This is a genomic window from Thermovenabulum sp. (genome assembly GCF_049723235.1).
Taxonomy (GTDB): domain Bacteria; phylum Bacillota; class Thermosediminibacteria; order Thermosediminibacterales; family Thermosediminibacteraceae; genus Thermovenabulum.
This window is the reverse complement of the sequence record NZ_JBNARB010000008.1, coordinates 57,372-82,460: the sequence shown is the minus strand read 5'-3', so window position 1 is coordinate 82,460 and position 25,089 is coordinate 57,372. Positions and strand designations below refer to the sequence as shown.

Annotated in this window: 25 protein-coding genes; 24 read left to right on the top strand and 1 reads right to left on the bottom strand. The window is 36.4% G+C overall.

Annotation, left to right across the window (positions count from 1 at the left end):
* Positions 1–28: 28 nt before the first annotated feature.
* The 12 genes from ACPLOV_RS05970 to ACPLOV_RS05915 all read left to right on the top strand — a co-directional run bounded on the left by ACPLOV_RS05970 (position 29) and on the right by ACPLOV_RS05915 (position 12,992).
* On the top strand, positions 29–721 hold the full coding sequence (locus tag ACPLOV_RS05970; protein ID WP_424909951.1) for an ABC transporter permease: 693 nt from the start codon (positions 29–31) through the stop codon (positions 719–721).
* Between the two features lie 2 nt (positions 722–723).
* On the top strand, positions 724–1,407 hold the full coding sequence (locus ACPLOV_RS05965; protein ID WP_424909952.1) for an energy-coupling factor ABC transporter ATP-binding protein: 684 nt from the start codon (positions 724–726) through the stop codon (positions 1,405–1,407).
* A 317-nt stretch (positions 1,408–1,724) separates the two neighbouring features.
* Entirely contained in the window at positions 1,725–3,107 is a 1,383-nt protein-coding gene (locus ACPLOV_RS05960) for a glycine--tRNA ligase (RefSeq protein ID WP_424910810.1), read from the top strand.
* A gap of 335 nt (positions 3,108–3,442) precedes the next feature.
* Positions 3,443–4,450 carry a LacI family DNA-binding transcriptional regulator gene (locus tag ACPLOV_RS05955; protein ID WP_424910809.1) on the top strand — a complete coding sequence of 336 codons (1,008 nt, stop codon included), beginning with the start codon at positions 3,443–3,445 and terminating at the stop codon, positions 4,448–4,450.
* A 94-nt stretch (positions 4,451–4,544) separates the two neighbouring features.
* On the top strand, positions 4,545–5,516 hold the full coding sequence (locus ACPLOV_RS05950) for a sugar ABC transporter substrate-binding protein (RefSeq protein WP_424910812.1): 972 nt from the start codon (positions 4,545–4,547) through the stop codon (positions 5,514–5,516).
* A gap of 100 nt (positions 5,517–5,616) precedes the next feature.
* A complete protein-coding gene (locus ACPLOV_RS05945) occupies positions 5,617–7,119 on the top strand; it encodes a sugar ABC transporter ATP-binding protein (RefSeq protein ID WP_424910808.1) in 1,503 nt (500 codons plus the stop codon).
* Positions 7,120–7,150: 31 nt separating this feature from the next.
* Complete coding sequence (locus tag ACPLOV_RS05940; RefSeq protein ID WP_424910811.1) at positions 7,151–8,128, top strand: ABC transporter permease; 978 nt, start codon at positions 7,151–7,153, stop codon at positions 8,126–8,128.
* Positions 8,129–8,260: 132 nt separating this feature from the next.
* Positions 8,261–9,445, top strand: a complete 1,185-nt coding sequence (iolM, locus tag ACPLOV_RS05935; protein WP_424909948.1) for a scyllo-inosose 3-dehydrogenase — start codon at positions 8,261–8,263, stop codon at positions 9,443–9,445.
* A gap of 28 nt (positions 9,446–9,473) precedes the next feature.
* On the top strand, positions 9,474–10,595 hold the full coding sequence (iolN, locus tag ACPLOV_RS05930; protein WP_424910807.1) for a 3-dehydro-scyllo-inosose hydrolase: 1,122 nt from the start codon (positions 9,474–9,476) through the stop codon (positions 10,593–10,595).
* A 64-nt stretch (positions 10,596–10,659) separates the two neighbouring features.
* Positions 10,660–11,670 (top strand): inositol 2-dehydrogenase, encoded by a 1,011-nt coding sequence (gene iolG, locus ACPLOV_RS05925; RefSeq protein WP_424910806.1) that lies wholly within the window; start codon positions 10,660–10,662, stop codon positions 11,668–11,670.
* A 12-nt stretch (positions 11,671–11,682) separates the two neighbouring features.
* On the top strand, positions 11,683–12,489 hold the full coding sequence (locus tag ACPLOV_RS05920; protein WP_424910805.1) for a TIM barrel protein: 807 nt from the start codon (positions 11,683–11,685) through the stop codon (positions 12,487–12,489).
* A gap of 92 nt (positions 12,490–12,581) precedes the next feature.
* Positions 12,582–12,992, top strand: coding sequence for a hypothetical protein (locus ACPLOV_RS05915; protein WP_424910804.1), 411 nt, complete (start codon positions 12,582–12,584; stop codon positions 12,990–12,992).
* Positions 12,993–13,034: 42 nt separating this feature from the next.
* Here ACPLOV_RS05915 and ACPLOV_RS05910 read toward each other — a convergent pair whose 3' ends face one another.
* Positions 13,035–14,393 (bottom strand): phosphomannomutase/phosphoglucomutase, encoded by a 1,359-nt coding sequence (locus tag ACPLOV_RS05910; RefSeq protein WP_424910803.1) that lies wholly within the window; start codon positions 14,391–14,393, stop codon positions 13,035–13,037.
* Positions 14,394–14,562: 169 nt separating this feature from the next.
* Here ACPLOV_RS05910 and ACPLOV_RS05905 point away from each other — a divergent pair, with 169 nt between their 5' ends.
* The 12 genes from ACPLOV_RS05905 to ACPLOV_RS05850 all read left to right on the top strand — a co-directional run bounded on the left by ACPLOV_RS05905 (position 14,563) and on the right by ACPLOV_RS05850 (position 25,072).
* On the top strand, positions 14,563–15,201 hold the full coding sequence (locus ACPLOV_RS05905; RefSeq protein ID WP_424908113.1) for a thiamine diphosphokinase: 639 nt from the start codon (positions 14,563–14,565) through the stop codon (positions 15,199–15,201).
* A 36-nt stretch (positions 15,202–15,237) separates the two neighbouring features.
* Positions 15,238–16,947, top strand: a complete 1,710-nt coding sequence (locus ACPLOV_RS05900) for a sigma 54-interacting transcriptional regulator (protein ID WP_424908114.1) — start codon at positions 15,238–15,240, stop codon at positions 16,945–16,947.
* Positions 16,948–17,107: 160 nt separating this feature from the next.
* Positions 17,108–17,998, top strand: coding sequence for a bifunctional enoyl-CoA hydratase/phosphate acetyltransferase (locus ACPLOV_RS05895; RefSeq protein ID WP_424908115.1), 891 nt, complete (start codon positions 17,108–17,110; stop codon positions 17,996–17,998).
* Positions 17,999–18,023: 25 nt separating this feature from the next.
* Positions 18,024–19,064: a Glu/Leu/Phe/Val family dehydrogenase gene (locus ACPLOV_RS05890; RefSeq protein WP_424910802.1), complete on the top strand. Its 1,041-nt coding sequence runs from the start codon at positions 18,024–18,026 to the stop codon at positions 19,062–19,064.
* A 16-nt stretch (positions 19,065–19,080) separates the two neighbouring features.
* Positions 19,081–20,151, top strand: a complete 1,071-nt coding sequence (buk, locus tag ACPLOV_RS05885) for a butyrate kinase (RefSeq protein WP_424908117.1) — start codon at positions 19,081–19,083, stop codon at positions 20,149–20,151.
* Positions 20,152–20,172: 21 nt separating this feature from the next.
* Positions 20,173–20,391: a 4Fe-4S dicluster domain-containing protein gene (locus tag ACPLOV_RS05880; RefSeq protein ID WP_424908118.1), complete on the top strand. Its 219-nt coding sequence runs from the start codon at positions 20,173–20,175 to the stop codon at positions 20,389–20,391.
* Between the two features lies 1 nt (position 20,392).
* A complete protein-coding gene (locus ACPLOV_RS05875) occupies positions 20,393–21,448 on the top strand; it encodes a 3-methyl-2-oxobutanoate dehydrogenase subunit VorB (RefSeq protein ID WP_424908119.1) in 1,056 nt (351 codons plus the stop codon).
* Positions 21,448–22,194, top strand: a complete 747-nt coding sequence (locus tag ACPLOV_RS05870) for a thiamine pyrophosphate-dependent enzyme (protein WP_424908120.1) — start codon at positions 21,448–21,450, stop codon at positions 22,192–22,194. The genes ACPLOV_RS05875 and ACPLOV_RS05870 overlap by 1 nt, the downstream gene beginning before the upstream one ends.
* Positions 22,194–22,730 carry a 2-oxoacid:acceptor oxidoreductase family protein gene (locus ACPLOV_RS05865; RefSeq protein WP_424908121.1) on the top strand — a complete coding sequence of 179 codons (537 nt, stop codon included), beginning with the start codon at positions 22,194–22,196 and terminating at the stop codon, positions 22,728–22,730. The genes ACPLOV_RS05870 and ACPLOV_RS05865 overlap by 1 nt, the downstream gene beginning before the upstream one ends.
* Positions 22,731–22,931: 201 nt before the next feature.
* Positions 22,932–23,402 carry an HAD family hydrolase gene (locus ACPLOV_RS05860; RefSeq protein ID WP_424908122.1) on the top strand — a complete coding sequence of 157 codons (471 nt, stop codon included), beginning with the start codon at positions 22,932–22,934 and terminating at the stop codon, positions 23,400–23,402.
* 8 nt (positions 23,403–23,410) lie between these two features.
* Complete coding sequence (locus ACPLOV_RS05855; protein WP_424908123.1) at positions 23,411–24,115, top strand: hypothetical protein; 705 nt, start codon at positions 23,411–23,413, stop codon at positions 24,113–24,115.
* Between the two features lie 93 nt (positions 24,116–24,208).
* Positions 24,209–25,072 (top strand): radical SAM protein, encoded by an 864-nt coding sequence (locus ACPLOV_RS05850; protein ID WP_424908156.1) that lies wholly within the window; start codon positions 24,209–24,211, stop codon positions 25,070–25,072.
* The last annotated feature ends 17 nt before the right edge of the window (positions 25,073–25,089 follow it).

Genomic DNA, 25,089 nt, shown 5'->3' with positions numbered 1-25,089 from the left:
TTAATTTAGAAAATTAGAGGGAATTTTTATGAATACAATCTTAGAGGGTTTAAAAAAGGGATTAATAATGCTATTTTCCTTCAATAAAGAGGTCTACGGTATAGCCTTTTTTTCCCTGAAAGTTTCTTTAACTGCCACATTAATAAGCGTAATTATTGCTTTTCCCATCGCTATGTTATTAGCTCTGAAGGATTTTCCGGGGAAAAAGGCTGTAATAAGTTTTGTAAATTTGGGGATGAGCCTACCGCCAACGGTAGTAGGGTTATGGGTTAGCCTATTATTGTGGCGAAGCGGTCCTCTGGGAATTTTAAGGCTAATTTACACTCCTGCTGCATTAATAATAGCGCAAACCCTTATTTCCACACCTATAGTGTTATCCCTTGCCACTGCTGCCTTCCAGCAATTAGACCATAAACTGAAGTGGCAAATTATGTCTCTCGGAGCAACCCCGTTTCAGTTGATGTACCTTATGGCTAAGGAAGCACGGTATTCTCTAATGGCTGCAATTATAGCCGGGTTTGGAGGGGCTATATCAGAGGTTGGAGCTTCCATGATGGTAGGGGGAAATATTGAAGGCTATACCCGGGTTCTGACAACAGCTATTGTTATGGAAACCAGCAAAGGAAACTTTGAGACGGCACTTGCTTTAAGTATAATATTAATGACTTTATCCTATTTAGCGACTTTTTGGCTTACTTTTATACAGCAGCGGAGGTCTTAAAGATGAATATAATTGAAGGTTATAATATTCAGGTAAAATCCAGAGATAAGGTAATTTTAAACATAAACGAAATAAAAATTCCTGAGGGAAGCGTTTTTGCCTGTATTGGTCCGAATGGGGCAGGGAAAAGTACTCTTATAAGAGTGTTGACGCTTCTGCAAAATCCGCATAGAGGTGAGATTTTTTACAATGGAGAGAAAGTGAGGCAAAAGGAAATAATAAAAATAAGAAGAAAAATGGCGGTGGTCTTTCAGGAGCCTTTATTACTTAATACTACTGTAAAAGAAAATATTCTTTTGGGTCTAAAAATCAGGGGAGTTGATTCAAAAACTGCGGAAAAAAAGGCCAGGTTCTGGATGGAAAAATTAAAAGTAAGTCATTTAGAAAAAAGATGGGCCAGGGTATTATCAGGTGGTGAGGCTAAAAGGGTGAGCATAGCCAGAGCCTTTGCTTTAGAGCCGGAAATAATTTTTTTGGATGAACCCTTTGCTAATTTAGACGAGCCCAGTAAAGGCGATTTGCTAATGGAGCTCACGGAAATATTAAAATCCACATCAATGACTGCTTTTTTCGTAAGCCATGAAAAGAAGGAAATATCGGTTCTTGCTGATAGGGGCATAATTTTAGAAAGCGGGAAAATAATAAAACAGGGTAGTATAGAGGAAATATTAACATTAGATTATTAGAAAAACACAAAACACATGTTAAACATTGCTAAAAAATCTACTTCATGCTATAATATAATAAAATTTATTTTGGCCTCAGTAAAGTGCCTTTTCCCTGCCAAAAGCGAGCGAAGGATGGTGGAAGCTTCGCGGTAAAAAAGGCATGTGGCAGCTGAGGTGATTAAAGAAACTAAGTAATAAATATAATTTATTAGCTTTTTAAAGTGGCAGGTGATAACCTGCAACTAGGGTGGAACCGTCCGGAAAGGACCCCTAGGCCTTTTAAGGTCTTGGGGTTTAATTTTTTTATTCTAAAAATTAATGGAAAGGAGTTTAGTATGGCTGATACCGGAGAAAAATTAATGAACAAAATAGTATCATTATGTAAAAGGAGAGGATTTGTCTATCAGGGTTCGGAGATTTACGGAGGACTTGCAAATACCTGGGATTATGGACCTTACGGAGCAGAATTGAAGCAGAACATAAAAAGGTATTGGTGGAAGAAAGTTGTCCATGAAAGGGACGATGTGGTTGGACTTGACAGCGCTATTTTAATGCATCCTAAGGTATGGGAAGCTTCGGGGCATGTAGCTGGGTTTAACGATGCCCTGATTGATTGTAAAAATTGTAAGTCCAGGTTTAGGGCTGACCATCTTATAGAAGAGACCTTAGGGCTTCATGTAGAGGGCAAAAGTGTAAAAGAATTGTCTGAAATTGTACATGATAACAAGGTAAAATGTCCGGTATGCGGTGCGGTAGATTGGACCGATGCAAGGGTATTTAACCTTATGTTTAAGACTTACCAGGGGGTTACCGAAGATTCAAGCTCTATCGTGTATTTAAGACCGGAAACAGCTCAAGGGATATTTGTAAATTTTAAGAATATAGTGGATACCTGCAGGGTTAAGCTTCCCTTTGGAATTGCCCAGATAGGGAAGGCTTTTAGAAATGAAATAACTCCAGGCAATTTCATTTTCAGAACAAGGGAATTTGAACAAATGGAATTAGAATTTTTCGTAAAGCCGGGAGAGGATATGGAGTGGTTTGATTACTGGAGAAATTTCACCATGGAATTTTTTACATCGATCGGGGTTAAAAAAGAAAATTTAAGGCTTAGAGATCATTCACCCGAAGAATTATCTCATTATTCAAAGGCTACCACGGATTTAGAGTATAATTTCCCCTTCGGCTGGGGTGAGTTATGGGGCGTAGCTAACAGAACCGATTTTGATTTATCAAGGCACATGGAGTATTCAGGTAAAGCTTTAACCTATTTTGATCAGGAAGAACAAAAACATATAATTCCCTATGTCATAGAACCTTCCTTAGGTGTGGATAGAGCCATGCTTGCTATACTATGCGATGCTTATAGAGAAGAAGAAGTTGAGGGAGAAACCAGGGTAGTCCTGGGGTTAAATCCAGTCATGGCTCCCGTAAAATGCGCCGTGCTGCCTTTATTTAAAAAGGAACCTTTAGAAGAGCTGGCGAGAAAAATTTACCATGATTTGAAGAAGTCCTTCACCGTAGAATATGATAATGCCGGGAGTATCGGGAAAAGATATAGAAGACAGGATGAAATTGGAACTCCTTACTGCATCACGGTGGATTATGAAAGCTTAAACGACAATAAAGTCACTGTAAGGGATAGGGACACCATGCTTCAGGACAGAATAGAAATCAGCAAGGTAAAGGAATATTTGGAAGAAAGATTAAAAATATAGTTTGAATTGCCCCTTGAGGAAATAATAATTTTTTCTTCAAGGGTTTTTTTATAAAATAGGGTTAAATATTTGATAAAATAATTAATAAAAAAAATTATTTTTAATTTAATTTTTTAAGCAGGAATTTTTAAAAATATGAAGAATAATTATATTTGTGTATAAATAGATTATTTAAAAAAATGAAACCCCTTTCATAAAGTTATATTAATAATTAGGAACTTTTTTTAATGATAAATTGTAACCGCTTACAATTTTCTTACAAAAAAATTTATTAAGAAAAAAAATTATATACAATCAAACAACAATATTTAAAAAATAATAAGGATGGTGCTTTAATGCCAGTAACTATTTATGATGTGGCGCGAAAAGCAAATGTTTCAATTGCTACCGTTTCAAGAGTGTTAAATAATAGTTCTTTAGTTTCAGCAAAAACTCGTGAAAGGGTCATGAAAGCAATCGAAGAATTAAATTTTTCTCCGAATGTAATTGCTTCTGCATTAACAAAAAAATCAACAAAAACTTTAGGAATAGTAGTACCAGATATTTCTAACCCTTTTTTTGCGGAGCTTACAAGAGGTGTTGAAGATGCATGTAATGATTTTGGATTTAATTTAATTATTTGTAATACAGATAACAGCATAGATAAAGAAGTTACTTACATTAAACTCCTAAAACAAAAAAGTATTGATGGTTATATAATTTCTACTGCTTACTATAATGATGAGATTGTTTTAAAAATGATTAAATCCAATGTTCCTATGATACTATTGGGTAGAGATATAGAATGTGAAGGTTGTAATTTTGATGCGGTGGTTTCAGATAATGAGAAGGGGGGGTATTTAGCTACCAAGCATTTAATTGATTTAGGACATCAAAAAATTGCCTGTTTGTTAGGACCTCCAAGGGTTAAGGTAAATTTGGAAAGGGAAAAAGGTTATTTAAAGGCCATACACGAAGCTAATTTAAAAATTTATCCAGAATTAGTTGGATACGGTGATTTTAAAGTAGATTTTGGTTATAAAAAAGCTTTGGAAATTCTCACGGGCAAAATTAAACCTACAGCTTTTTTTGCTGCCAATGATTTAACAGCGATAGGCGTAATTAAAGCTGCAAAATCCTTGGGTTTGAAAGTACCTCAGGATATTTCTGTTGTAGGCTATGATAATACAATGCTAGCCGAATTAGTGGATCCACCATTAACTACTATTAGTCAACAAATGAAAAAAATGGGATATCTTGCTGCTGAAATGTTGATAAAAAGGATAAAAAATGAAAGAACAGCCGGGGAAAAGGTAGTTTTTGATGTCAATTTAGTAATAAGGAAGTCGACGGATTATATATGATATTAAAATGTAATGAAAGGAGGAATGATAAAATATTTTGCTATTTTTAATTTAAATAAAAAATGAAAAGGGGGCTAATTTCGTGAAAAAAATAATTTTAAAACTTTTGAGTCTGATTCTAATTTTTATTTTTACAGTTTCATTTTTTGCTGGTTGTGGAAATACGGCAAAGCAGCAACAACAATCCCAGCCCTCTAATCAATCAATTAAAATAGCAGTTATTGTAAAAGCATTAAATAGTGATTATTGGAAAATTGTTGAGGCTGGTGCTAAGGCAGCTGGTAAAGATTTAGGAGTTGATGTTGTAGTGCTAGGACCTTCTGCAGAAACTGCTGTATCTGAACAAGTAGCGATGATTGAAGATCAAATTACAAAGAAGGTCTCTGCATTAGCGGTTGCACCTTCTCAGCCACCTTCAGCTATTCCATTTTTTGATAAGGCAAAACAGGCAGGAATTCCTGTGGTTTTGATTGATACTGATGCAAATTGGCAGGATAAAGTAAGTTTTGTTGGAACTGGTAACTTTAATGGTGGTAAGTTAGCGGGAGAATTTTTAGCTCAAAAATTAGGTAAAGGTGGAAAAGTTGTAATAATTAGAGGTGCAATGGGTGATCCTACACATGATGAAAGAGCTAATGGTGCTATTGAAGTATTAAAAGCCCAAGGATTGGAAATTTTAGATGTTCAACCTGCTAATAGTGAAAGAGGCTTAGGAATGACAGTTATGGAAAATATGCTACAAGCTCATCCAGATATTCAAGGAGTTTTTGCTACGAATGATGAAATGGCTTTAGGTGCTGTAAGAGCTATTCAGGCTGCAAATAAAAATATAGTTGTGGTGGGTTTTGATGGCTCACCAGATGCCTTAAAATCAATTGCAGCTGGAGAACTTACTGCTTCTGTAGCACAAAGCCCTTATAATATAGGCTATAAAGGTGTTGAAGCTGCAGTTAAGGCGGTAAAAAAAGAAGCTGTGGATAAGAGAATTGATACTGGAACTTACATAATTTCCAAGGAAAATGTTGAACAAGAGCAGAAAAAACTTAATGAAATTTTAGGTAAATAATCAACAAAATAAATTAAATAATAAACTTTCTGTATATGAATTTCTTCATTCTTCTGGTGAGGTTTTTAAACCTCACCAGAAGAATATGGAGGTATATTATATGGAACAGAATATAGTCCTTAGTATGAAAAAAATTACAAAAAATTTTCCTGGTGTAAAAGCTTTAAATTCTGTAGATTTTGAATTAAAAAAAGGTGAAGTTCATGGGCTTTTGGGTGAAAATGGAGCTGGAAAGTCTACTCTAATAAAAATATTAACAGGAGCTTACCAAAAAGATGAAGGTCAAATTTTTTTAAATGGTAGAGAAGTGAATATTAACAATCCAAGAGATGCAATTAATTTAGGAATAGCAGCTATATATCAAGAATTAAACCTACAACCTTTTCTTACAGTAGCGGAAAATATTTATTTGGGGAAAGAAATAAAAAGTGAAGGTAAATTAGTAAGTTTTATTAATTGGAAGAAAACAAAAGAAGAAGCACAAAAAATTTTAAAAGAATTGGGCCAAGATATTGATCCCAATATAACAGTAAACAAATTAGGTATTGGGCAACAACAAATGGTTGAAATAGCAAAGATATTATCAACAAATGCTAATATAATAATTTTAGATGAACCTACTGCATGTTTAAGTAATAAGGAAACTGATGAACTATTTAAAGTGATTTTTAAATTAAAAAGTAAAGGGATTTCAATTATTTATATATCTCACAGATTAGAAGAAATTTTTACTATCTGTGATAGGGTAACTGTAATGAGAGATGGAAACAGGATAATTACCTTAAATACAAAAGAAACTAATAAAAATGATTTAATAAAATATATGGTTGGTAGAACTCTTGAACAGCAATATCCTAAAATAAATACCATTAGAAAAAATGAAGCATTAAGAGTAGAAAATTTGACACGCAAAGGAGTATTTGAAAATATAACCTTTAGTGCTTATTGTGGTGAAATTTTAGGAATATCAGGTCTTGTAGGTGCTGGAAGAACAGAAATAGCTCGGGCAATTTTTGGAGCGGATCCTATTGATTCTGGGAAAATATTTATTTTTGGTGAAGAATGTAGAATAAAGAGTCCAATTGATGCAATGAATAAAGGTATAGCTTTAATAACAGAAGATAGAAAAAACCAAGGGTTAGTATTAATCCAAAATGTTTTAGATAATATAACTTTAAGCTCTTTAAAAAAATTCCAACGAAAAATCCTATTAGATTATAAAAAAATGAATTTAAAAGCTAATGAATTAGTTAACAAATTAAATATTAGAACTCCTACAATGAAAAAAATTGTTAGAGAATTAAGTGGGGGAAATCAACAAAAAGTAGTAATTGCAAAATGGTTATGTAGAAATGCTAAAATATTTATTTTTGATGAACCTACAAGAGGAATTGATGTTGGTGCAAAAGTAGAAGTTTACAACATTATGAATGAATTAGTAAAACAAGGAGCATGTGTTATTATGATATCATCTGAGCTTCCTGAGATTTTAGGAATGAGTGATCGAATATTAGTAATTCATGAAGGGAAAATTACTGGTCAGTTCATGAAAAATGAGGCAAATCAGGAAATCATAATGAAAGCGGCAACAGGAGTTATTTAAGGAGGAATCTAAATTGTTTGTAAAAATAGAAATAAAAAACAACTTAGAAAAAACTAATTTGAATATAAAAAATATATTATCTTCAGCAGGTGCACTCGCAGGATTGATATTATTATGTATTGTATTATCAATTTTATCACCATATTTTTTAAGAATAGAAAATATAATGAATATTGCAAGACAATCTGCAATTAATAGTTTAATTGCTGTAGGAATGTTATTAGCTATTCTAACAGGAGGTATAGATTTATCTGTTGGTTCTGTATTAGCATTATCTACAGTTATAATGGCAATATTAGTTAAGAATTATAATTTTAATCCAATTATAGGTATAATAGTATGTTTAGGAATAGGAGCTTTTTTAGGATTTTTAAATGGGATTATGTTGACAAAACTACATTTGCCGCATCCCTTCATTTCTACCCTGGGGATGATGAATATAGCCAGGGGATTAGCTTTAATAATTACAAAAGCAACACCTATTTCTGGTTTTCCTAAATCTATACAATATTTTGGAGCTGCTTTTATTGGGATGATACCTGTAAGTTTTATTTTAGTAATAGTTGTATATATAATTTACCATATATTTTTGACTAAAACTCCAACAGGAAGATATATATATGCGGTTGGAGGAAATCCAGAAGCTGCGAGGTTGTCCGGAATTAATGTTGAAAAAATATTAATTATTGTTTACACATTAAGTGGTTTAATGGCATCTTTAGGAGGGGTAGTTTTAGTTGGCAGAGTAAATGCAGCTTATCCTTTAGCGGGTTTAAGTTATGAATTGGATGCAATTGCAGCAGTAATTATTGGTGGTGCAAGTTTTATGGGTGGTATTGGCACGGTTTGGGGAACTTTAATAGGTGCAATGATAATGGCAGTTCTTAGAAATGGCTTAAATTTATTAGGTGTTTCAGCAGAATGGCAAACTGTTGCTATAGGAGCAGTGATAATTGGAGCTGTATATATTGATGTATTAAGAAGAAGAGCTGAGGCAAAAGTAAAATGATAAATTAATTTTAATTCGATTTGTAAAACTTTTTGATAACTAATTATAAAAGAAGTTTATCCAATTTATTTTAGAATCAATAAAAATAAGGATTAATTCAAAAATTAAAAGGGGGTTTTTTTAATGTCAAAGATGAAAGCGGTTACACTAATCGCTGATTGGGATCCAAGGCCTGGTTTCAAACTTGGTTCAAAAGATATTGAAGGGAGGCAGACTTATTTAGGAAGCCGTGTTTGGAGGAATCCGAGGCTTGAAATCAGAGAATATGATGTTCCCAAACCCGGTCCAGGGGAGGTTTTAATTGAAGTAAAAGCTTGCGGTATATGTGGAAGCGATGTACATATGGCTCAAGCGGATGAAGAAGGATATATTTTATATCCTGGATTGACAGGTTTTCCCTGCATTTTAGGACATGAACTTTCTGGTGTGGTTGTAGAAGCAGGCCCCGGAGCTTACGATAAGAGGACAAATAAACCTTTTAAAGGTGGAGAACCTGTATGTGCAGAAGAAATGCTTTGGTGCGGAGAGTGTCAACCTTGTTCGGATGGTTATCCTAATCATTGCGAAAGATTAAATGAAATTGGTTTCAATGTCAATGGTGCTTTTGCAAAGTATATCGTTCTTCCTGCAAAATATCTGTGGAGCTTAGAGCCTCTTAGGGAACGCTATGGAGAAGAAAAAATGTTCCTTGCAGGCAGCTTGGTAGAACCCACTTCTGTTGCTTACAATGCGGTTATAGAAAGAGGTGGAGGGATTAGGCCTGGAGATAATGTTGTTATTTGCGGAGGTGGCCCAATAGGACTTGCAGCGGTAGCTATATTAAAACGCCATGGTGCTGCAAGAGTAATATTATCAGAACCATCACCTTCAAGGGCAGAGCTTGGCAAGAAATTAGGGGCGGATTATATAATAGACCCAACAAAGGTAGATTTTACCGAAGAAGTACTGCGCATAACTGACGGTTACGGAGCAAGCCTTTACTTAGAAGCTACAGGATTGCCACAGATTGTATATCCTCAAATAGAAAAAACTATTTGGGAGGGAAGGACATTAAACTCTACAGTGGTGATAGTTGCAAGGGCAGATGCTAAAATTCCTGTAACCGGTGAAGTATTGCAGGTAAGAAGGGCAAGGATAATAGGTGCTCAGGGACATTCTGGTCACGGTACATTCCCGAGAGTTATCGAGAGCATGGCTGCAGGCATGGATATGACCCCGATAATTACTAAAAAGATTAAGTTAGACGAAGTTCCGGAGCATATTATTAAACTTCAGACGGATAGAACTGAATGCAAAGTCACTTGTGTGATGGATTAATCTCATTAAAATAAAGGAGGCAAAAAAAGTGGAAAAACCAAAGGACAAAAAATGGATATTAACAGATAATCCTGCAATTATTTTTGAAGATAATGAGGTTGGAAGACTCAAAAAGAGGATTTGGGATGCATCGGAAGAGGAAATTGATGCAATATTGAAAGAATACGAAATACCTTCTCCCTCCGAACTGGGTAAAGCTGGATGCTATATTCAAAATACACCAAGGGCTAAGGTAATTGAAAAGAGAAAGAAAAATGATATTGTATTGGTACCGATTGGCTGTACGGAAAATCACGGTATGCATGCCAATAGCGGCCTTGATACTTTTATGGTAACACAGATTCTTGAAGGAGTAAGGCGGTTTACTGCGAAGCAGGGAAGAGAAGTTAGCCTCGCATTTCCTCCACTGAATTATGGGGGACATCCCTATCATCATTTAGGTATGCCTGGAACAGTCGTTATGCCAAAAGAAGTAGTTGAGGAAACTCTTATATATACAATGTTAGGTTTATGGAATGATGGATTTAGAAAGATAATTTTAATAAACAATCATGGCCATTTATGGATGCTGGAATCCGCAATTCAAGAGTTTATGAAGAGATTCCAGCTACCTGGAATTTTCAGGGTAATAGATTGGCATAGGGCAGTAAGAGAATTTTTCTATCCAACAAATAGGCCCGATAGTTTAGAAACTCATTTTGTTCATGCGGATGAAGCAGAAACTTCAGTTGCTCTACTTTTATTTCCTGAAATGATTGACATGAGCGTTGTAGAAGATGCAGAACCAGAGAGCTTTTTACCCGATGGACATTTTGATAAATCGGTAGATCCTTTTGGTAGACCCAGCCGCTGGTCGGAAGGCGAAGGTCATATGGCTATAGAAAGAGCTGCAACGCCCCAAGGCGTAGTGGGTAAACCAAGCCTTGCCGACCCAAGGAAGGCAAAACGTCCAATTGCAGCAATATTGACGTATTTGACCTTAGTAATTGATCAAATACTTGAGGCTTTCCCGCCTGGTACAGTTCCGCCGGTAGAAAAAGTAACGCTTAGAACAGAAAAAGAAATGGAGCCCTTCTTGAAAGAGCCATTAAGCCCGGGATGGAAGTCCGTGTATGAATTACCATTAATTGGCGTATTTCATAAGTTATAATTTAAAAAAGACCTTCGCCTGAAAAGGGCGAAGGTCTTAAATTAAAAGTAAAGGAGGAATCATAATGGCAAAGATTAAACTGGGGCTTTTGGGAGCAGGTAGAATCGGAAAGATGCACGCAGAAAATATTAAAAGATATTTTAATGATGTAGCTGAAATTAAAGCGGTTGCGGATGTATTTGCGGATAAAATTTATGATTGGGCTAAAAATTTGGGAATTGAAAAAATATACGACGATCGCAGGGCAATAATGGAAGATAAAGGGATAGATGCTGTGCTTATTTGTTCTTCTACTGATACCCACTGCCAGTTTATAATTGAAGCTGCCCAAGAAAAGAAACATATATTTTGCGAAAAACCTATAGATTTTGATTTGGAGAAAATTAAAACAGCATTGACGGAAGTAGAAAATTCTGGTGTAAAGTTGCAAATAGGCTTCCAACGAAGGTTCGATCATAATTTTAGAAAAATTAAGGAGATGATTCAACAAGGTAAAATTGGGGATATACATATATTAAAAATTACTTCCAGAGACCCCGAACCACCACCTATCGAGTATATAAAAGTATCTGGCGGGATATTCCTTGATATGACTATTCACGATTTTGATATGGCAAGGTTTTTGACATCCAGCGAAGTAGAAGAGGTATTTGCTTTAGGAAATGTTTTAGTAGATAAGAAAATTGGTGAAGCCGGTGATGTCGATACTGTCGTAATTACTTTAAAGTTTAAAAACGGAGCCTTAGGAGTTATAGATAACAGCAGAAAATCTGTCTATGGGTATGATCAAAGGATAGAAGTATTTGGAAATAAAGGTTGCCTGATTGCCGGAAATGAAACTTTGACAAATGTAGTATATAATTCCTCCGAAGGGATAATTTCGGAAAAACCCAAATATTTCTTCATTGAAAGGTATAAAGATGCGTATATAGAAGAAATGAGAGCATTTATAGAAGCAATTGTTAATGATAAGGACACACCGGTGACCGGACTAGATGGACTGGAACCTGTAATCATAGGCCTCGCGGCTAAAAAATCAATAGAAGAAGGGAAACCGATTAAAATTGTAAGATAAGGCGGTGTTCATATGAGAATAAGCCTTTCAATTGCAGAAAATGTAGGATTAAATTTCCCAGTTCTTTTAAGAGGGGATATTACGAAAAATATTAAAAAGGCTAAGCATTTTGGTTATGATGCAATCGAAATACATATTGAAGATGCGTCTTTATTGAACGTAGAAAAAATTATTGAATCTTTAAATGAAAATAAAATGACAGTCACAACATTAGGAACAGGGCTTGTTTATGTAAAGGATAAACTAAGTTTTACAAATCCTGAAAAAGAAATTAGAGAAAAGGCAGTAGAAAGAATAAATGGTCATATAAAAGCTGCAAAAATATTAAATGCAAAAGTAATAATAGGATCTATTCGAGGTATTATACCTGACATAGAAAATTTTGAAATGTATAAAAGCTTTGCAATAGATTGTTTTAAAAAATGCTTAGAAAATGCAGAAAAATATAATGTTGAACTTGTCATTGAACCTCTTAACAGATATGAAACCAATTTTATAAATAATTTAGAGGAAGCCCTTGAAATAATAGAAAAAATAGGGTCGAAATTTTTAAAGGTACATTTAGACACCTTTCACATGAATATTGAAGAAAAAGATTTTAAAGATGCAATAATTTTAGCAAAGGGAAAATTGGGGCATATCCATTTTTCAGATAGCAACAGAAAATATCCAGGGTCGGGTCATATTAATTTTAAAGAAATAGTAGAAGCATTAAAATATATAGATTACAAAGGTGCAATTGCTTTTGAATATTTGCCGGTACCTGATGGTGAAGTTGCAGCAGAAAGAGGAATAAACTATATAAAAAATTTTTTATGATGGTTTAAATTGATTCTTAAAAGATACAAAACGTATAAATATGGTATTTTATGCCCACTCTATAATTGAGATAAATAAGGAGTGGGCATTTTATGTACTATTTTAGATTTGATGGCAATATTCTGGATTTTACAAAAGGACCTGCAGTTGATAGAATAATGAAAATGGCTGACAATTGTTTTGTGAGAGAACGAAAGGACAGAATTTCGATTTTCGATTTAAAATTGACCATGACCTGTCCCGGTACTTATATGGAAGATAAATTATTGGATTTTTATATGGTGCTAAACAAGAAAAAACATAATTTGAGCTGTTTTAATTGCTGGTTTGGGCTGGAATGGAAGGGGAAAATTTGCAGCGTAAATTCTTTCTTATTACCCCGCCATTTCCACCATAAAAAAATAAATTTTTTTTCATTAATAGCCGTTTTGAATACTTACGGCTATATTCAGCTTCCCGTACCGGATCCTCTTACCTGGGGTTATATAAATTTTCGATATTAGTATTAATAAAAAATGCCGCATAAAAAGCGGCATTTTAAATATTTAAAAAACCTCTAAGGGCGAAAGCGCCCTTTTTATTTCTTCCTTTATTTTCGCCAGTCCTTCAGGGGTTTTTGATTCGCATCTTACTATTAATTCCGGACCGGTGTTGGATGCCCTTACCAGCCCCCATCCATCGGGGAAAATCACCCGGGCACCGTCGATATCAATTATTTCGTACCTACCTGAGAAATATTTTTTTACCTCCTGAACTTTATCAAATTTTTCTTCATCCGAGCAATGGACCCGTATTTCCGGTGTGGAATAGTACTTGGGTACATCGCTCAATAGTTCGGAGAGTTTTTTTTCTGTATTCGAGAGAATTCTTAACAATCTCGCAGCAGCGTACAAAGCGTCATCAAAACCGTAGTACTCATCCGCAAAAAACATATGGCCAGACATTTCACCGGTGAAAATTGCTCCGATTTCTTTCATTTTTGCTTTTATAAGGGAGTGACCGGTTTTATAAAAGATGGGATTACCTCCAAGTTTAGTAATTTCTTCTACAAGGGCCTGGGAACATTTAACTTCAACAATTGCAGTGGCCCCGGGATGTTTTGGCAAAATTTCCCTCCAAAAAAGAATCATCAACATGTCTCCCCAGATTATTTGCCCCTTATCGTCCACCACACCAATCCTGTCTCCATCTCCATCAAAGCCAATTCCCAGGTCCAGGTTTCCTTTCAGCACTAAATTCTTTAAATCCTGCATATTTTCGGGTTTTACCGGATCTGGAAAATGATTTGGGAAATTCGGATCGGAATCACAGTAAAGGGGATATACCTGTGCTCCAAGTCTTGTAAAGAGCCTTTCAGCAATAAAGGACGCAGTTCCATTACCGCAGTCAATGGCGACTTTCAGAGGTCTTGAAAGTTTGATTCTACTCGTAATATCGTTTATATAGTCTTCGGTGGGGTCAATACACTTAAGGGTGCCGTTTCCTTTCTCAAAATTTCCTTCTTCCATTAATTTTCTAATGTATTGGATATCTTCACCGTAAAGGGTCGCATGACCGAAAGCAACCTTAAAGCCGTTAAATTGTGGAGGGTTATGGCTTGCCGTTACCATGATACCGGCATTAATTTTATAATGAATTCTTGCAAAGTAAAATACGGGAGTTACAACGGTTCCTAAATCGACTACATCACAGCCGGTGGAAAGGAGTCCATTAATAACCGCCTTTTTTAAGGAAGGAGATGATAAACGATTATCGCTTCCAACCACTACGAGTTTTTCACCTTTTTTTATTGAAAAACTGCCGAAAGCCTTCCCCAGGGTTTCTGCAACATTCTCGGTTAACTCTTCGCCTACTACACCTCTTATATCGTACTGTCTGAAAATATTGGGGTTAAATCTGTGCAATTTTTTCACCTCCAAAAAGAATTATACCATAATTGGTAAATTTTATTAATTATTAACAAACATATATTTACAAGCTAAAATTTTTCTATAGAAAATGAAAAAATGTAAACTTTGTAATAAAAAATATGATAAATTAATTATAAAGATGAAAAAACAGGAGGATAATGGGATGAATGCCCTTATTTTTGCCGGTGGAAATGTAAAGGACTATGAATTCATAAAAAAATACGAAGGCTTTTACAATATAGTTATTTGTGCGGACAGTGGAGCCCTTCATGCTTTGAACGCGGGGTTAAAACCGGATTTTTTAATTGGCGATATGGATTCTATTCCCGAAAACGTTTTTGAATATATAAAAAAATTAAATACAAAAATTATATATTATCCCAAGGAAAAAGACTTTACAGATACCGAACTTGCTGTGGAATACGCATTAAGTTTAGGAGTAAAAAAAGCTATTATAGTTGCGGGAATCGGGACACGCCCGGATCACAGCCTGGCAAACATTTTTCTGCTTGTGAAATATTTAAAGAAAGGTTTAGAATTAAAAATAGTGGATAAGGATTTTGAAATATTTTTAATTAAAGGTGAGAAAGAAATAGAAGGGGAAAAAGGTGACTTGCTTTCACTGATTCCCGTTACTGAATTTGCAGAAAATATTTATACCGAAGGGCTCTATTATCCATTAAAGGGAGAAACCTTAGGTTTTGGCACATCCCGCGGGATCAGCAATGTCTTTCTTGATAATAAATCAAAGATCAGCCTGAAAAAAGGAATTTTGCTGGGAATAAGGGTACATTCAAATTAAAATGATTTTAAGTTTTTATTGTAGAAGGTGAAAAATATGGTCTCACCTGAAATATTAAGGGCAATATTTGATGCTATTAATGAAGGAATCCTTGTAGTGGACACTAATGAAAATATAATAATGATAAACAATGCTGCGGCAAAATTAATAGGTGTAGAAAAAAAAGATGCAGAAGGTAAAAATGTTGTTAAGATATTACCAAATACAAGGCTTCCTGTAGTATTAAGGACAAAAAATCCGGAATTAAACCAGATACAAAAATTAAAGGATACGACAATTATTACCAGCCGTATGCCGATCTTCGATGAAAAAGGAGATATAAAAGGTGCCGTGGCAATTTTTCGAGATATAAGCGAGGTAAAAAATTTAGCTGAAGAATTAACGAATTTAAAAGAAATCAGGACCCTGCTGGAAGCAATTATTAACTCCACTCAAGATGCTATTTCAGTAGTTGATTCAGAAGGAAAGGGTATATTGATAAACAAAGCATATACTAATTTAGTGGGTTTGACAAAGGAAGATATTATCGGAAAACCGGCGACGGTAGATATTGCTGAAGGAGAGAGCGTGCACTACAAGGTTCTAAAAACGAGAATGCCAATTAAAGGTGTACCTATGAAGGTAGGGCCAAACAAAAAAGAAGTTATCGTTCATGCTGCTCCGATAATTGTAAACGATCAATTAAAGGGAAGTGTAGCGGTTATTCACGATGTTTCGGAAATAAAAAGGCTCACCGAGGAATTGGATTTAACTAAAAGAAAGCTAAGGCATCTTGAGGCAAAGTACACCTTTGACGATATTATAGGGGAAAGCCCTCTTATAGTAGAGGCCAAGGAAGCAGCAAGAAGTGTAGCCCTTACAAATGCCACAATTCTTTTAAGAGGAGAAAGCGGTACAGGAAAGGAACTTTTTGCCCATGCGATCCATAACAGCAGCTACAGAAAGCACAATCAATTTGTCAGGGTAAACTGCGCAGCGTTAACGGATAGTTTGCTTGGAAGCGAACTGTTTGGATATGCGGAAGGGGCTTTTACCGGAGCTAAAAAAGGAGGCAGGAAGGGTCTTTTTGAAGAGGCGGATGGCGGGACGATCTTTCTTGATGAAATAAGCGAAATAGGTTTAAGTCATCAGGCTATGCTTTTAAGGGTTTTAAATGAGAAGGAAATTTTAAGAGTGGGGGAAAGTAAACCCGTTCCCGTAAATGTAAGGGTGATAGCTGCTACCAATGTGAATTTAGAGCGAGCCGTGGAGGAAGGAAGGTTTAGAAAGGATCTGTATTTTAGGCTCAATGTTTTCCCTATATATATACCTCCTTTGAGAGAAAGAAAGGAGGATATACCATTGCTCGTAGAGCATTTTATAAAAAAATATAATCAGGAATACGGCAGGGCGGTGGAAAGTATTGAAAAAAGTGCATTAAAATCTTTAATGGATTACGATTGGCCCGGTAACATAAGAGAATTGGAAAACGTTATAAGCAGAGCAATTATAAATATGAAGACGGGAGAATCCATTATTGAAAAAAAACACCTTCCTTCTTTTGTAGGAGGGTATTTTGAAGAAAAATTGAGAATAGTAAATAGTAAAAATTTAAATTTACCTTTAAAATCTTTAATTGAGGAAACGGAAAAGGAAGCGATAATTAGTGCCCTTAATAAAACCGGCGGTAATAAACACGAAGCCGCGAGAATACTGGGGATTTCCATAAGAAATTTATTTTATAAAATAAAAAAATACGGGTTGTAATGGTGAATGCAAATTTTAGCGTGCAAAAAAAATCTTTCAGTGAAAAAAGTTGCACTAAAAATTATATAATTGATATGAAAAGGCTCGATTTATGAGCCTTTATTTTTTTGGAATGCGGCACGGAGTTTGCATAAAAAACTTTTGGTGGAGGTGATTTTATTTGAACACCCTTAATGAATTGAAAGTAAAAGCCAAAAACTTACCCAAGAGACTAATGGCTGTTGTAAAAGCGGAGGATGAGGATGTATTAAAAGCGGTGAAAAAAACCAGGGAAGAAGGCATTGTAGATGCGGTTTTAATTGGGGATAAAGCTGAGATAAAAAAAATATCGGAACAAATTGAATTTGATTTTGATGGTGAAATTATAGATGAAAAAGATCCTATAAAGGCTTCATTAATAGGTGTGGAACTTGCAAAAGAAAAAAAGGTGCAGGCTCTTATGAAAGGTTTAATTCAAACCAAAGATTTTTTAAAAGGTGTCCTTTCAGGAGATAAATCATTGACTGGAGGAAGACTTTTAAGCCATGTGGCAGTATTTGAAGTAGAAAATTATCCAAAATTGATTCTTGTAACGGATGCGGCTATGAACATAAGTCCGGATTTAATTCAAAAATACCAGATAATGAAAAACGCGCTACAGGTTACAAAAATCCTGGGAATAGAAATGCCAAAAGTAGCTTTACTTTCGGCAGTGGAAAATGTAAATCCATCCATTCCTTCTACTTTAGATGCGGCTATTATATCAAAAATGGCAGAAAGGGAAAAATTGAAAGCATTGGTGGATGGCCCCTTAGCGCTGGATAATGCAATCTCAAAGGAAGCTTGTGAGCATAAAGGGATTAATTCGGCAGTGGGGGGAGATGCGGATATATTACTGGTGCCCGACCTTATAAGCGGAAATATTTTATACAAATCCCTTGTTTACTTTGCTAATGCAAAGGTAGCTGGCATTGTGGTGGGTGCAGAGGTACCGCTTGTTCTTACGTCAAGAGCCGATAGTGATGAATCAAAAGCTTATTCTATTTCTCTTGCTGCTTTAATGGGTAATTAAAAAATATTAAAGGAGGTATTTTAAAATGGAGCTTTTTAAAGTACTGGATCAAATGGAGCATGAGGAAGTGGTTTTTTGCAATGATAAAGAAGCTGGACTAAAAGCTATAATTGCGGTTCATAACACCAACCTGGGTCCTGCCTTAGGTGGATGTCGTATGTGGAGCTACGCTACCGAAGAGGATGCGGTAAGAGATGTCTTGAGGTTGTCCCGGGGAATGACTTATAAAAATGCCATGATGGAATTACCCCTGGGCGGAGGAAAATCCGTAATAATAGGGGATCCCCGGAAGGATAAAAGCGAAAAACTTTTCAGGGCCTTCGGCAAATTTGTGAATTCTTTGGGTGGAAAATACATCACTGCAGAAGATGTAGGTACCTGTCCGGAAGACATGAAATATGTAGCTATGGAAACGCACTATGTGGCGGGACTTGATGGTAAAAGCGGAGACCCTTCGCCTATAACGGCAAAAGGTGTATTTTTAGGTATTAAAGCATGTTCCGAATGGCTTTTTGGACAAACGGATATAAAAGATGTAGTAGTAGCGATTCAGGGTTTAGGGCATGTGGGGATGTCCCTCGCAGGATTACTCTATGAAGCGGGTGCACGGCTAATAGTAACGGATATTTATGAGGATCGGGTAAAAGAAGCTGAAAAGAAATTCAATGCGAAGGTTGTAAGCGCTGAGGAGATTTATGATATAGAGTGTGATGTATTTTCACCTTGCGCTCTTGGTGCGGTAATAAATGAAAATACAGTAGAAAGACTGAAATGCAAAATAATAGCTGGTGCTGCGAATAACCAGCTTAAAGACGAAAGTTTTGCGCAAAAGTTATCAGAAAGGGATATTTTATACGCTCCTGACTATGTAATAAATGGTGGCGGAGTAATTAATGTATCTATTGAAGTGTCAGGAATCCCTTACAGTTTGGAAGTAGTAGAACAAAAACTGCAAATCATTCCAAGAAGATTAAAGGAAGTTTTCAATATGGCAAAAGAAAAAGGGATTACTACTGCAAAGGCTGCGGATATGATTGCCGAAAGTAAATTTAAGAAAAAAGGTTAATATTCGGAGGGATTTTATGGCTTTTGAAATTCTTGCAATAAATCCCGGGTCAACTTCTACAAAAATAGCCGTATTTAAAGACGAAGAAATGATATTTGAAGAAAAAATTTCTCATTCTACTGAAGATTTAAAGGAATTCCGGACAATTTTTGATCAGTATCCGTTTAGAAAAAAAGTAATACTGGAAGCAATAGAAAAGAGACAATACAACATTAACAATTTAAATGCGGTAGTAGGCAGGGGTGGGTTGATAAAACCTGTGGAGGGAGGAACTTACCGGGTAAATGAAAAAATGCTTGAAGATTTAAAAATAGGAGTTCTCGGGGAACACGCATCTAATTTAGGAGGAGTGCTGGCATACGAAATAGCTTCTAAAATAAATGCCCCTGCGTTTATTGTAGACCCGGTAGTGGTGGATGAAATGGAACCCATAGCAAAAATTACCGGGGTACCCAAAATAAAAAGAAAAAGTATTTTTCATGCACTGAATCAAAAGGCCGTTGCAAAAAGGTATGCAAAAAATACCGGCAAAAAATACGAAGAACTGAATTTAATAGTAGCTCATATGGGTGGCGGTATTACCGTAGGCGCTCATAAAAAAGGTAAAGTAGTAGATGTAAATAACGGTCTTGAGGGAGAGGGACCTTTTTCGCCGGAAAGAGCGGGAAGCCTTCCTGCAATGGATGTGGCAAACTTAATTTTTAAAGAAAATATGAGCAGGGAAGAAATGAAGAAGTTGATTGCCGGCAAAGGAGGGCTTGTCGCGTATTTTGGCACAAATGATGCGAGGGAAATAGGCGCAATGATAGATAATGGTAATACCGAAGCTAAATTAGTTTATGAAGCTATGGCGTATAGAATTGCAAGGGAAATAGGCGCATGTGCAGCTACTTTATCCGGAAAAGTGGATGCGGTAATTTTAACCGGCGGCCTTGCTTATGATGCAAGGCTGGTGAACTGGATAAAGGAAAGAGTATCTTTCATAGCTCCTGTAGAAGTATTCCCCGGGGAAGACGAGCTAAAGGCTCTGGCAGAAGGGGCTTTGAGGGTTTTAAGAGGGGAAGAGGTGGCTAAAGAATACAGTTAAATGAAAGGAGGAAGGTTTGCGTTGAATAAACTTATTATCGATAAAGATAGATGTAAAGGTTGTGGGCTTTGCGTGAATGTTTGTCCCAGGAAAATTCTTTTTCTTGACCAGGAAGAAGTAAATATATTGGGTTATCATCCGGTAGCGTCAAAAGAAGGATGTATTGCTTGCGGATTTTGCGCGACGGTTTGTCCTGATATAGTTTTTACAATCTACAAGGAAGAAAAGGAGGGAGAATAAATTGGAAAAAATACTGATGAAAGGTAATGAGGCTCTGGCAGAAGCGGCAATAAGGGCAGGATGTCAATGCTTTTTTGGATATCCAATCACCCCTCAAAGTGAGCTACCTGCGTACCTTGCGAGGGAAATGCCTAAAAGAGGAGGAGTTTTTCTACAGGCAGAGAGCGAGGTAGCCGCAATAAACATGGTGTATGGAGCTGCTGGAGCTGGAGCAAGGGTAATGACTTCCTCATCGAGTCCGGGAATAAGTCTGAAGCAGGAAGGGATTTCCTATCTTTGTGGTGCGGAACTGCCCTGTGTTATTGTAAATATTATGAGAGGAGGACCGGGGCTGGGGGATATACAACCCGCTCAATCGGATTATTATCAGGCTACGAGAGGCGGTGGACACGGAGATTACAGGACCATAGTCCTTGCACCTTCTTCTGTCCAGGAACTTGTCGATCTCGTGTACGATGCCTTTGATTTGGCGGACCTTTACAGAAACCCTGTTATGATACTGGGGGATGGCATTTTAGGGCAAATGATGGAGCCCGTTGTGTTTAAGGAAAGGCCCAAAAGAGAACTTCCCCCAAAAGATTGGGCAACGACGGGAATGAAGGATAGAAAACAGAATATTATAAATTCCCTGTATCTTGATCCGGTAAAGTTAGAGGAGCATAACTGGAAGTTATATAGAAAATATAAAGAAATTGAAGAAAAAGAAGTAAGGTATGAGATGATAAACTGCGATGATGCGGAATATTTTGTAGTGGCTTACGGAATAGCTGCGAGGATAGCTCTCTCTGCAATCGAAATGGCCAGAGAAAAGGGAATTAAAGTTGGACTTATTAGGCCGATAACCTTATGGCCTTATCCCGTAAAGGCATTTGAAGAGGTTATATCGAGGGCAAAAGCTTTTCTAACCGTTGAACTTTCTCTCGGACAAATGGTAGACGATGTTAAGCTTTCGGTAAATGGAAGGGCACCCGTATATTTTTACGGAAGACCCGGTGGAATGGTATTTACTGCAGAAGAAATCCTTAAAGAAATCGAAAAGATGAGGGGGATGGCCTGATGAAAGTGGTGTTTGAAAGGCCAAAATCACTACAGGAAACAAAAACCCATTACTGCCCGGGATGCGGTCACGGGGTTATTCATAGATTAGTGGCTGAGGTTATGGATGAGCTGAATATCAGAGAAAAAACCATTGGAGTAGCTCCGGTAGGATGTTCCGTATTGGCCTACAACTATTTTAATTGTGACATGCAACAGGCTGCGCACGGTAGAGCACCGGCGGTGGCTACCGGAATAAAAAGAGTTCTGCCGGAAAATATAGTTTTTGCCTATCAAGGTGATGGGGACCTCGCAGCTATTGGAACTGCAGAGATTATCCATGCAGCCGCAAGGGGAGAAAACATCACGGTAATATTTGTAAATAATGCTATTTACGGCATGACGGGAGGACAGATGGCACCTACCACTTTATTAGGACAAAAAACCGAGACTTCACCGTACGGAAGGAATCCACAAAGCGCGGGATACCCGATTAGAGTTTGCGAAATGCTATCAACTCTTGATGGTTCCGCCTATTTAGCAAGAGCTCAGGTTACCGATGTAAAAAATATTTTACGGGCAAAAAGCTATATTAAAAAGGCTTTTGAAACTCAGATCAACAAAAAGGGCTTTTCTCTTGTAGAAATCCTTTCCCCCTGCCCTACAAACTGGGGCATGTCTCCATCTAATGCTATTGAATGGGTAAAAAACGAAATGACAAAAGTTTTTCCTCCGGGAATATATAAGGATTGGGAGGAGGGGCGGTAATGAAACTTGAAGTAATTATGGCCGGGTTTGGCGGACAGGGCATTATGTTAATGGGAGAAATATTAGCCCACAGTGCAATGGTAGAAGGAAAAGAGGTTTCCTGGATTCCTTCCTATGGCCCCGAAATGCGCGGTGGCACTGCAAACTGCATGGTAGTTATTTCCGACAGGAGGATACCTTCTCCCATTATATCTTCGCCGGATGTTTTGGTAGCAATGAACAAGCCTTCCATGGAAAAATTCATGCCTTTTGTAAAAAAGGGTGGCCTTGCGGTATTGAATATGGATTTAATAGATAAAGCTCTGGAAAAAGACGGGGTAGAAACGATTAAAATAAACGCAATAAAAATTGCTGATGAAATAGGAAATATAAAGGCGGCGAATATGGTAGCTCTGGGAGTGGTAGTGGGTAAGACCGGAATTGTAAAACCCGACACGGTGTTAAAATCTATAGATTATTTCCTTCCGGAGCACCGGAAGGCTATGTATGAAATTAATGAAAAGGCTTTTAAAAAGGGATTAGAGATAGTAAAATAAATAGAAAAATAATTAAGATTTACGGTTCCTGATTTTGCAGGAATCTTTTTTTTTTAGCTTTTAAAAAATACTGTATTTACTATTAAATTGGGAATAAAAATTAAAAAAGGCAATAAATTAAGCGATGAAAGGTGGATTTTAGAGGAATTTTTTAGTTTATGGAGAATAATTTAATGTTAGTCTTCCCATAGGAGGTAAATTATGCTGGAAGTTGAAATTCCTGGAGGAACCACTTTAAATTTAAAGTATTTGGTTCTTGACTACAATGGCACCCTGGCAGAGGACGGAAAATGCTCGCAAAAGGTAAAAGAATTGATAAAAAAGCTTTCAGAAAAAATGGAGGTTTTTATACTTACAGCTGATACTTATGGGACAGCTTCTGAAGAATTAAAGGATATTCCTGTTAAATTTTACAAAGTTGATCCCCTGGATGGAGGAGAAGATAAGAAGAATTTTGTTGAAAAGCTGGGAGCAGAATTCGTCGCATGTATTGGAAACGGGAAAAATGATGTTAAAATGATAAAAACTGCAAAACTAAGTATTGCAGTAATAGGAAGGGAAGGGGCTTACAGGGAATCTATTATTAATGCTCAAATTGTTGTGTTTTCTCCCGAGGATGCTCTAAATCTCCTGTTAAATCCCAAAAGATTGATAGCTACATTGAGAAAGTAGGGAATGGTATGAAGGTTTTTTCTATTAGATTTCAAAATGTGGAAAAAGAAATTGAAAGGGAAGACTTTATAAATAAAATAGGAAATGAGCTCGTAAGCAGGGGATATTCTGTAGGCTTATTAAAAGAAGACAAGAGTTTGAAGGGCCAGTTTGAAAAATTCAAGATGGTCGGATATTTTAAGGATGGCAAGGTAGAGCTTATTTTTAAAGAATCGGACCTGGAAGATGTTATAAATTACTATAACTGTGATTACCTGATTCTTGAGAATTTACAAGGAGCTTTCCCCGAGATAGTTTGTTTTAATGGAGAAATAAAAAAGGACGAACTGTCTTCTAAAACTATTGCAGCCGTAACAAGAAAAACCGAAAAAAAATTTATGGAAAATATACCCGTGCTTAGCTTAGAAGAAATAAGAAATATTACCGATTTGATCGTAGAAAGGGTATTTGAAAAACTTCCTGCCCTTTTTGGAGGAGGATGTGGAAAATGCGGAGAAGATTGCAACAAAATGGCAGAAAAAATAATTAGCGGAAAAGCCGACAGAAAATTCTGCAAGCGAGAAGGGGAAGGGAAGATAAAAATCCTGGTGGATAATAAAGATATACCGCTGGTACCCTTTGTGGAAGATTTATTTTATTCGGTGATAAGATCTATGCTTTTAAATTTAAAAGGCTGCAAGGAAGGGCAGGTGCAAATAAAGTTAAAGATATAAAGGAATATTAATTATAGATTAAAATCAGTCTCAAAGAAGGAGAGAAATACCTTGGATTTTTTAGAACTGTTAAAATCCTGCGAAGTATGCCCTATGAGATGTAAAGTGAACAGGATTAACGGAGAACTCGGATTTTGCCGGGCAGGATTTGATTGCATTGTTTCAAAGGCATTCCCCCATCCCTGGGAAGAACCCTGTATAAGCGGTACCAAAGGGTCGGGAACGGTATTTTTTTCCGGATGCAATTTAAAATGCGTATTTTGCCAGAATTACGAAATCAGCCAGGAAATGGTTGGTAAACCCAGGGATTTGAAAGCTCTGGCAGAAATATTCTTGAGGCTTCAAGAGCGGGGAGTTCATAACATTAATCTGGTAACTCCTACCATTTATACACCCCAGATTGCTGAGGCAATAAAATTAGCCAAAGAAAGAGGGCTAAAGGTTCCTATTGTATGGAATTCCAACGCTTATGAGAACGTTGAGATATTAAGTAAGATGGAAGGTTTAATCGATGTATATCTTCCCGACCTGAAATATTACGATGATGAAATTGCATACAAATATTCAAAAGCAAGGAATTACTTTGAATACGCTTCGAAAGCCATCCTGGAAATGGTAAGACAGGTGGGAGAGCCTGAGTTTGATGAAAAGGGAATAATAAAGAAGGGTGTGATAATAAGACATCTGGTGTTACCGGGTTATGTAAAAGATACGAAGAAAATATTAAAATGGATTAGCGAAAACCTGCTCGGGGGTGTTTACGTAAGTTTAATGAGCCAGTACATGCCCTATTACAGAACGGAGGAATATTCGGAAATAAACAGGCCACTCACAAAAAAAGAATACGATGAAGCCGTTGAATACTTTTTTGAAGTGGGTCTTGAAAACGGCTTTATTCAGGGAGAAGGCGCAAATTCGGAAGAATTTGTTCCCGATTTTGATTTTGAGGGTATATAAAAAATACAAGGAGGTTT

Excerpts from the sequence above, each read along its gene's own strand:
- ACPLOV_RS05970 (WP_424909951.1), top strand. The coding sequence starts at position 29 with ATGAATACAATCTTAGAGGGTTTAAAAAAGGGATTAATAATGCTATTT.
- ACPLOV_RS05965 (WP_424909952.1), top strand. The coding sequence starts at position 724 with ATGAATATAATTGAAGGTTATAATATTCAGGTAAAATCCAGAGATAAG.
- ACPLOV_RS05960 (WP_424910810.1), top strand. The coding sequence starts at position 1,725 with ATGGCTGATACCGGAGAAAAATTAATGAACAAAATAGTATCATTATGT.
- ACPLOV_RS05955 (WP_424910809.1), top strand. The coding sequence starts at position 3,443 with ATGCCAGTAACTATTTATGATGTGGCGCGAAAAGCAAATGTTTCAATT.
- ACPLOV_RS05945 (WP_424910808.1), top strand. The coding sequence starts at position 5,617 with ATGGAACAGAATATAGTCCTTAGTATGAAAAAAATTACAAAAAATTTT.
- iolM (WP_424909948.1), top strand. The coding sequence starts at position 8,261 with ATGAAAGCGGTTACACTAATCGCTGATTGGGATCCAAGGCCTGGTTTC.
- iolG (WP_424910806.1), top strand. The coding sequence starts at position 10,660 with ATGGCAAAGATTAAACTGGGGCTTTTGGGAGCAGGTAGAATCGGAAAG.
- ACPLOV_RS05920 (WP_424910805.1), top strand. The coding sequence starts at position 11,683 with ATGAGAATAAGCCTTTCAATTGCAGAAAATGTAGGATTAAATTTCCCA.
- ACPLOV_RS05915 (WP_424910804.1), top strand. The coding sequence starts at position 12,582 with ATGTACTATTTTAGATTTGATGGCAATATTCTGGATTTTACAAAAGGA.
- ACPLOV_RS05905 (WP_424908113.1), top strand. The coding sequence starts at position 14,563 with ATGAATGCCCTTATTTTTGCCGGTGGAAATGTAAAGGACTATGAATTC.
- ACPLOV_RS05900 (WP_424908114.1), top strand. The coding sequence starts at position 15,238 with ATGGTCTCACCTGAAATATTAAGGGCAATATTTGATGCTATTAATGAA.
- ACPLOV_RS05890 (WP_424910802.1), top strand. The coding sequence starts at position 18,024 with ATGGAGCTTTTTAAAGTACTGGATCAAATGGAGCATGAGGAAGTGGTT.
- buk (WP_424908117.1), top strand. The coding sequence starts at position 19,081 with ATGGCTTTTGAAATTCTTGCAATAAATCCCGGGTCAACTTCTACAAAA.
- ACPLOV_RS05870 (WP_424908120.1), top strand. The coding sequence starts at position 21,448 with ATGAAAGTGGTGTTTGAAAGGCCAAAATCACTACAGGAAACAAAAACC.
- ACPLOV_RS05865 (WP_424908121.1), top strand. The coding sequence starts at position 22,194 with ATGAAACTTGAAGTAATTATGGCCGGGTTTGGCGGACAGGGCATTATG.
- ACPLOV_RS05860 (WP_424908122.1), top strand. The coding sequence starts at position 22,932 with ATGCTGGAAGTTGAAATTCCTGGAGGAACCACTTTAAATTTAAAGTAT.
- ACPLOV_RS05855 (WP_424908123.1), top strand. The coding sequence starts at position 23,411 with ATGAAGGTTTTTTCTATTAGATTTCAAAATGTGGAAAAAGAAATTGAA.
- ACPLOV_RS05850 (WP_424908156.1), top strand. The coding sequence starts at position 24,209 with ATGAGATGTAAAGTGAACAGGATTAACGGAGAACTCGGATTTTGCCGG.